7 protein-coding genes are annotated in these 5789 nt (G+C 68.4%); all 7 read left to right on the plus strand.

From position 1 onward, the window contains the following. Window positions 1–409 precede the first annotated feature (409 nt). Window positions 410–814, plus strand: coding sequence for a hypothetical protein (locus AC3XYG_RS08050; RefSeq protein ID WP_489139295.1), 405 nt, complete (start codon window positions 410–412; stop codon window positions 812–814). Further along, complete coding sequence (locus AC3XYG_RS08055) at window positions 811–1707, plus strand: hypothetical protein (RefSeq protein ID WP_489139296.1); 897 nt, start codon at window positions 811–813, stop codon at window positions 1705–1707. Before AC3XYG_RS08050 ends, AC3XYG_RS08055 begins: the two co-directional genes overlap by 4 nt. Further along, window positions 1704–2351, plus strand: a complete 648-nt coding sequence (locus AC3XYG_RS08060; protein WP_489139297.1) for a hypothetical protein — start codon at window positions 1704–1706, stop codon at window positions 2349–2351. The genes AC3XYG_RS08055 and AC3XYG_RS08060 overlap by 4 nt, the downstream gene beginning before the upstream one ends. 164 nt (window positions 2352–2515) lie before the next feature. Then, window positions 2516–3112, plus strand: a complete 597-nt coding sequence (locus tag AC3XYG_RS08065; RefSeq protein WP_489139298.1) for a hypothetical protein — start codon at window positions 2516–2518, stop codon at window positions 3110–3112. Then, the gene (locus tag AC3XYG_RS08070) at window positions 3112–4068 is read left to right on the plus strand and encodes a hypothetical protein (RefSeq protein WP_489139299.1); all 957 of its coding nucleotides are present in this window, start codon (window positions 3112–3114) and stop codon (window positions 4066–4068) included. The genes AC3XYG_RS08065 and AC3XYG_RS08070 overlap by 1 nt, the downstream gene beginning before the upstream one ends. Continuing rightward, entirely contained in the window at window positions 4065–5036 is a 972-nt protein-coding gene (locus AC3XYG_RS08075; protein ID WP_489139300.1) for a hypothetical protein, read from the plus strand. Before AC3XYG_RS08070 ends, AC3XYG_RS08075 begins: the two co-directional genes overlap by 4 nt. Window positions 5037–5040: 4 nt before the next feature. Beyond that, window positions 5041–5789: hypothetical protein (locus AC3XYG_RS08080; RefSeq protein WP_489139301.1), on the plus strand; the 749-nt coding region annotated here is incomplete at its 3' end.

Consider the following 5789-nt stretch of genomic DNA (forward strand, 5'->3'; position numbering starts at 1 on the left):
CGCCGTCCTGACGTTCGACCTGCCAGCCTTAGAAGCGGGATCTGGAAGTGCTTGAAAGAAGCGAACATTTTTCGTCCACCGCAAGATTTCCTCTTGCGATATGCCTAACGCAATGCGACGCTACAAGTGGAAATCGCACACATCCCCAAAATACCTGAAGGAAGGCAAATAGCCCTCCAGCGATCGGCAATTGTCGATATCGCTGAAATTGAGAACTCATGTTCTCGATACGGGATATCCATAGCCGTCGCCGGGATATTCATCATTTAACGACAGGAGAATACTCTTGGATCGCAACCATAACTTTGCGCGCGTTGCGTCAGTCCTCGTCTGCACTCTGATGATGTGTGGGAGCGGGTGGGCGGCAGATCCGGCCCCGTGGGTCGACATCACCCTGAAGGACAAGCCGGTGTTCGACGGCGACCCCAACGGCATCTGGACCCGGGATGAGCTGAAGCGGGCGACCTGGGTGGCATCCGCGGATGTCCGGGTCGGGAAGGCGGCAGTCCCCGGCGGCGAGGTTCTCGTCTCGCGCCTGCAGGAGATCGGCTGCAACGCGGAATGCCCGACCCGCATCGTGCTGCGCCGGCCGGGCCAGGAGGACGTCCTGCTGTTCGACGACTATGCCCGGTTCGGCACGATGGCGGGCAGCGGGCGCGATGCCCCGATGGTCTATCGGGTGAGGAGCGACCTCAGCGAGCTGGACGCCGGGGCGCCGGGCTGGAGCGGTCAGCAGCCAGCGGGACCGGCGACTGATCCCGGCGGCGCCGAGCCGCAGGGGCCGGTCAAGCTGGATCGGAGCGGGCTGCGGTGAATCGATCGGCCGCCCTGGCGCTCGTCCTGGCCGGCATGGGAGCAACCACGCTCCCGGCCCGGGCCGGGGTGCCGCAATCCGAGCTGATCGCCGCCGGGCTCCCGGAGAGCCTGGCGCCGTTCGCGGCCCGGTTGTCCGCGGCCGAGGGCGGCTGGACCTCCAACAACAGCCCCCCGATCAATCCACCAGGTTGCGTCGGCTTCTTCCAGGCCTGTCCCGGCACCTTCGAACAGCTCTACAGCGGGACCCGGGAACAGTTCCTGCAGGACCGCTCCGGCCAGGTGCAGGCCTTCCTGACCTACCACCGCACCAGTTGGTCGCAGGTCGCCGGATATGCCGACCAGTTGCGGGGGCAACAGGTCTCCTATGGCGGCAAGACCTTCGTCATCGACGATTCCGCCATCGCCTTCGGCATGCAGTTCGGCATCGGTCGAATTCAGGCATTCGTGCGAGGCGGCTGCCTTGCGCCGAAGGCGGGCAAGGGGACGTCGCCGGCGGTCGATGGCAATGGTGTCTCCGTCTGCCAATACTTCGCCTACGGCGTCGGCTACGACGTTTCGGCCATCACCGGCAGTGCCTACACCAACATGCAGCCGGTCCAGCCCGGCGTGCCGGACACCGCCGAGCCGGGCGTGCCGCCCATCGTCGAGGGCTCGGCCCAGTCCAGCGACAGCTGGAATCTCGAAGGCGTGGCCATGTCCGATCGCAAACGGCTTGCGATCGAACGGGCCATCATCGCCAACAAGGAGCTGCAGCTCGAGGCCCAGCGCATGGACAACGAGCGGCGCAGCGGCCTGCTGTGGGCCATGCGCGTGCTCGGCGACATCGATCGCGAGGACGGCCGCACCGGCGGCGCTGCCGGCGACGCATCCCCAGAGGATCCAAAACCATGAAGATCACCGGCTATTGCATCGCCGCGGCCCTGGCGACTGCCTTCCTCAGCGGCACGGCCTGGGGACAGGTGCAGTGCCCCGTCTCTAAGGCGGCGGATGCGGCCCTGCAGCGCGAGGTCGCGATGCTGGACAGCCTGAAGGTCAACCCGGCGGACTTCTTCAGCGGCGCCAAGAGCTGCATCGATTCCAGCCTGCTCCGGACCTTCGACATCTCGGGGATCATTCCGGATCCGCTCGGCCTGGTGCAGCAGCTGGCGCAGTCGATCGGCGACAATGTGCTCGACGCGGCCAAGCAGAAGGCTTGCGACGTGCTGAACGACCAGCTCGGCAATGCCGTCGGCGGCATGCGGAGCGTCATGAATCAGGTGGTGAGCCCCGACCAGGCCGTGCAGGACGCGCTCGATCGCGTCACGAACCGGTCCGGGCTGAGCCGGATCAATCTTGCCGGTCTCGGCTCCTACGGCGCCCCGAAGAATTCGATCATCCCTCAGTCGGTCAGCTTCACGCCGCCGACCATCCAGAATTTTCAGCAGCAGGCCCCCTCCCCCACCCCGACAGCGACGCCCTCGTCGCCGCTGACGTCGAGCGGGGCCTCTGATGAAGAGAAACGCCTGCGCTGCTCCTTCCTGGGGCAGTGCAGCTGATGAATTCCTCCCGCCCTCCATGCGGCCGCGCGGTCCGGCCAAGAACACCAAGATCCGTCCCTGGCGGGAGGAAGGAGAGACCCATGGCTCTTCACGAGAGTCCCGGGAAACGGATCGAGACCGCACCTATTCCGCGCCCGCGGGCGCCCGTCGGGAGATGGCACATGCGCATGGTCCTGATCTTCGCCGTGACGGGCATGGTTCTGCTCGGCAGCACGGCCGCGCGCGCCCAGGCCGCAACCGAGGCTGCGATGGGGACACGGATTGTCGCCATCAACGGGCTGCTCGGCGGCATCGCCACGCTGGCGCGGCAGACGGGCCTGACCGAGGAACAGCGTTCGACGCAGGCGCGAAAGACGATGGAGTCGGCGACCAGCGCCATCGAATCCCAGACCCTCGCGATCGCGAAGGCGGATGTCGCTCGCGAATACGCAACGACGTCGCGGACGTGTCCCGAGGTGTCGGCCGGGCGGGCCTACTACCGCGGCGGATCGGATGCACAGATCGCCGCGGGTGGCCTGGCGACGACGGACGCTGTCCGCCTCGCCGGCGGCATCGACCCGATGCGCCGGCTCGACGACGGCGACGAACCGCAGGGAGGCACGCAGGCGGCCCTGCTGTCGGTCGGTATGCCTCTTCCGCCGGTCACGGCACCTTCCAACGCAGCGACCGACGAGGCTCGCCGTGCGGGTGAGCTGCGCCGAGCCGCACGGGTGATGGCGGCTCGGTACGCCATCACCGGCTCCACGGAGGTCCAGTGATGGCCTCGCTGCACAAGCTGTTGCTCGGCGCGGTGTTCGGGGCGGCGATCTCCGGGCCCGCGCTCGGCGCCTCCTGCGCCGGCGTCGAGGAACGCGTCAACGACCGCACCGCCGACCTCGCTTCGTCGGTTTCCGGGACCATCGCCAGCGTCCAATCCAGGCTGCTGGCCCAGGCCATCGCCGAGCAGCAGGAGTTGAGCTCGGCTCTCGCGGTCCTGAACCGGCAGGAGAACCTGTCCTCCGACGCCGGCAACACCGCGCTGACCAAGAGCCTGCAGGCAGGCGCGGGGGTGATGAATGCCCAATGGCAGGCGCTGGCCCTGAAGGAGCGGACGGAGCGATATCAGGCGATCGGATATGAGCCGTGCCAGCTGGTGACGCTGGCCAGCACCGCCTCGCAGGGCTTCGGCGCGCTGCCGCAGTACCGGCAGACTCTGCGCGATGCCCCGGCCAACCGCCAAGGCGCGGATCGCACCACGGCGGCCCGGGATGCCTGGTTCGCGCGATATCACGACGTCAGCACCATTCCGAGCCCCGACGACCTGTTGTCGGGCGACCAGGCCAAGGCGGCACGATGGCTCGACTTCGTGATGGGACCGCCGGAGGTCCCGGGCGATGCCAGCAGCGCCGGAGAGGCATCCCGCCTGGTCGCGCAGCGCCAGGCCGATGCCCGGCGTTCGGCCGCGCTCGAGGCGATGGTCGCGGTTGCCGCCCCCTCGCCCATGGATGCGATCGCCAGCCACTGGTCCGGCACCGACGGCGGCATGGCGTGGAGCGCGACGATGGCCGCCGGCGACGCCCGGGGAACGCAGCTGGACACCATCGCCATCAAGGCCGCCAAGGCCGCCCTGATGGCGGATCGGCTGGACCGCCGGCTCCGCCGGCTGACGGCGGTGGCGGCCGACGCCGCAATCCGGATCGATGCCGGTGTCGGCATCAATGGAGGTGGGCAATGAAGCTCAGGATCCTGCTGGTCGGCGTGCTCGCGGCGGCGGTGATGCCGGCGACGAGCTGGGCCGCATGTAAGTTCGTGACAGATCCCGAATGGCGGGCTGGGCACAGTGCCGCGCAGAGCGAGCTGAATTCGGGGGTCGACGGCCTGGGCGCCGCGGTCTCGACCCAGCAGGCGCTGAACGCCCAGATTCTGACGTCGATCATCGGGGTGCTGACCAAGCAGAAAGCCTTGGACGGCGATCGCAATGCGACCACAACCCGGGCTGCAGGACAGGCCTTTGCGGCGGCCGCGTCCGAGATCCAGCGCCGTCAGGCCCTGTCGGAGGTGATCGAGAATTACGGGCCCGCGGGCCAGGCGCTCGACCCGTGCAACACGGCGATGAAGGCAGCCGCCATGGGAGACGCCATCACCGCTCTCGACGTGCGGGCCCAGATGCTCGGCGGAAGCGCCGGCATCGACAGCATCCGACCCGACGCTGCCCTTGCCGACGCCACGCGGACGCGGCTGACCAGTTGGACCCCGAACCAGACGGCCGCGGCGCTGCTGGATCCAACCACTCCGTCAGCGGTGAAGGATCGGACCATCGCCGCCATCGCCGGCGTGCCACCCCCGAATGTCAGCGAACGGGGCGGCAGCGGAACGGTGCTGGCCGCCGCGGTGATCGACGCCAACCGCCTTCGGGCGCTGCGCGGGCCGCTGGTCAGGACCCTGTCGGCCGTCAGGGCGGCATCCGAGGCCGAACCCGGAAAGACGTCGGTGCTGGATTCGCTGGCCTGGGTGATCGCCCGCTACGGCGCCGGCCCGCAGAATCAGGATTGGCGCCTCGGCCTCGTCACCCTCGGCCCGCGGGGCCTCGACCAGGAGGAGGCGCGGCTCGACGCCGTGCTGCTCGACCTGACCCGCCTGGAGACGCAGCTCGACCAGCTGGAGACCGCGACGGTCGCCAGCGCCCTCGCAGCGACGGAGTAGCATCTTGGACAACACCACCGGCTTGTTCACGCCGCGCGAGGGCCCGTTCGGGGTCGGCTTCCTCGACCAGCTCAGCGGCGGTGCTGCGAGCTGGATGTTCTATGGCAACGGGGATTTCGAGACGCCGGGGTCGATCCTCGGCACGGTGTTCAGCACCCTCAACCTTGCCGTCATCATCTTCGCCGTGATCCTCGGGACGCTGAGCTTCCTCGAGGGCTCGGCCGAGAGCGCGACCTCCGGCCAGGTCGGCGGCCGCGGCGTCCACCCATTCCGGACGATGGGCCGCATGGCGGCCGCCGGGATCCTGCTGTTTCCGGTCAAGGGCGGGATGAGCATCATCCAGCTGGCCGTCATCTGGCTGGCCGCCTCGGGCACTGGCCTCGCCGACTACGCCTGGTCGAAGACCGCCGATGCCATCGTCTCGGCCGGGGACTACACCGTGTCCCCGCAGCAGGGCTCGACCACGCCGGATCGGGAGACGCTGCTCAAATTCGCGACCGTCCTGCGGGCGCTGACGGCCATGCAGGTCTGCGCCCAGGATCTCAACGATATCTCCGGCGCCCTGGCGCTACAGGCGCCGTCCCTGGTGTTCGACCCTGTCGCCGGCAGCGACAACGGCTGGACCACCAAGATGTGGATGTTCCGGGACACGTCGATCCCGCGGCCGCCGCCAGGGATAAGCGGCCCCGACGTCCATAAGGCGAACCGGGACAACTACAACAACAGCGTAGCCCTCTGTGGTCAGGTCAAGCT

It is taken from the genome of Inquilinus sp., assembly GCF_057815775.1.

Excerpts from the sequence above, each read along its gene's own strand:
- AC3XYG_RS08060 (WP_489139297.1), top strand. The coding sequence starts at position 1,704 with ATGAAGATCACCGGCTATTGCATCGCCGCGGCCCTGGCGACTGCCTTC.
- AC3XYG_RS08065 (WP_489139298.1), top strand. The coding sequence starts at position 2,516 with ATGCGCATGGTCCTGATCTTCGCCGTGACGGGCATGGTTCTGCTCGGC.
- AC3XYG_RS08070 (WP_489139299.1), top strand. The coding sequence starts at position 3,112 with ATGGCCTCGCTGCACAAGCTGTTGCTCGGCGCGGTGTTCGGGGCGGCG.
- AC3XYG_RS08075 (WP_489139300.1), top strand. The coding sequence starts at position 4,065 with ATGAAGCTCAGGATCCTGCTGGTCGGCGTGCTCGCGGCGGCGGTGATG.